Origin of the sequence: Microbacterium sp. PRC9, assembly GCF_031844125.1 — a bacterium.
Taxonomy (GTDB): Bacteria; Actinomycetota; Actinomycetes; order Actinomycetales; family Microbacteriaceae; genus Microbacterium.
Genome location: NZ_JAUZUR010000020.1, coordinates 1 through 1,107, shown reverse-complemented (window position 1 = coordinate 1,107; position 1,107 = coordinate 1). Strand labels below are relative to the sequence as shown.

The window sequence follows — 1,107 nt, the reverse complement described above, 5'->3', positions numbered from 1 at the left end:
TGCTAGCTGTACTTCCCCGTGACGTTGTGTACGCGGGCTGAGGGGACGTCGCCGCCGATGCCGGTGTGGGGTCGGTGGTGATTGTAGTGATGCAGCCAAGTGTCGTAGGCCGCGGCTCGCTCGGCTTCGCTGGCGTAGGGCTTGGCGTAGGCCCACTCGGTGGCGAGGGTGCGGTTGAATCGCTCGACTTTGCCGTTGGTCTGCGGGCGGTAGGGCCTGGTCCATTTGTGCTTAACGTTCGCGCCCAGCGCTTCCGCGAAAGCGTGAGATCGGTAGCACGCGCCGTTGTCTGTCATCACGGCGGTGACGGTCACGCCCATCGCGGCGAAGAACGCGTTCGCGCGGGTCCAGAACCCTGCAGCGGTCTCTTTGCGTTCATCCTCGAGGATCTCCGAGTACGCGACGCGTGAATTGTCATCGACGGCGTGGTGCAAGTAGCGGTATCCGCGTGAGCCGACCGCTCCGGCGCGGGTTGCCCGCACTCGCGCGACCCCAGCAGCCAGGTCCTGTACTGACCCCTTCCCGTGAACACGCCAGCCGCCACCGTCCGGGATGCGACCCTGCTTCTTGATGTCGACATGGACGAGTCGCCCCGGCTTGTCGACTTCATAGCGCTTCGGCTTCGGTTTGCGGACCGGCAGCCCCGTGGCCTGGTCGATGTTCGCGAGCTTCGGCATGCGGTACCGGGAGAGCACCCGGCCGACCGTGGACCGATGCAACCGCAGGTGATACGCGATCCGATGCGGACCCCATCGGCGGGTGAACCGCAACGACACGATCCGATGCTCCGTCTTCCGTGGCAACCGGTTCGGCGACGATTCAGGCTTCGAGCTGCGATCGGTCAGCGGCAACCCTGCCCGATACCTGTCGACCCACCGCTTCGCCGTCGCCGGCGAGCACTGGAACCGTTCCGCCGCCCGCCGCAGCGACCAACCCCGATGAACGACGAGAACAGCAAGACGACGACGCCCCTCCGGCGTCAAAGGCGCGTTAGCGTGAGACACGAAGACCTCCGTGGTCAGGATGCGAGTGTGGTAACCCACATCCTGCCCGGAGGTCTTCGCTACCTCAGCCGTTCACAACCTGACGGGGAAGTACAGCTAGCCG

General features: G+C 65.4%; 1 protein-coding gene. It reads right to left on the bottom strand.

Going from position 1 to position 1,107, the window contains the following annotated elements; genetic code table 11:
* Window positions 1–2 precede the first annotated feature (2 nt).
* The gene (locus Q9R33_RS20455) at window positions 3–1,004 is read right to left on the bottom strand and encodes an IS481 family transposase (RefSeq protein WP_311294950.1); all 1,002 of its coding nucleotides are present in this window, start codon (window positions 1,002–1,004) and stop codon (window positions 3–5) included.
* Between the last annotated feature and the right edge of the window lie 103 nt (window positions 1,005–1,107).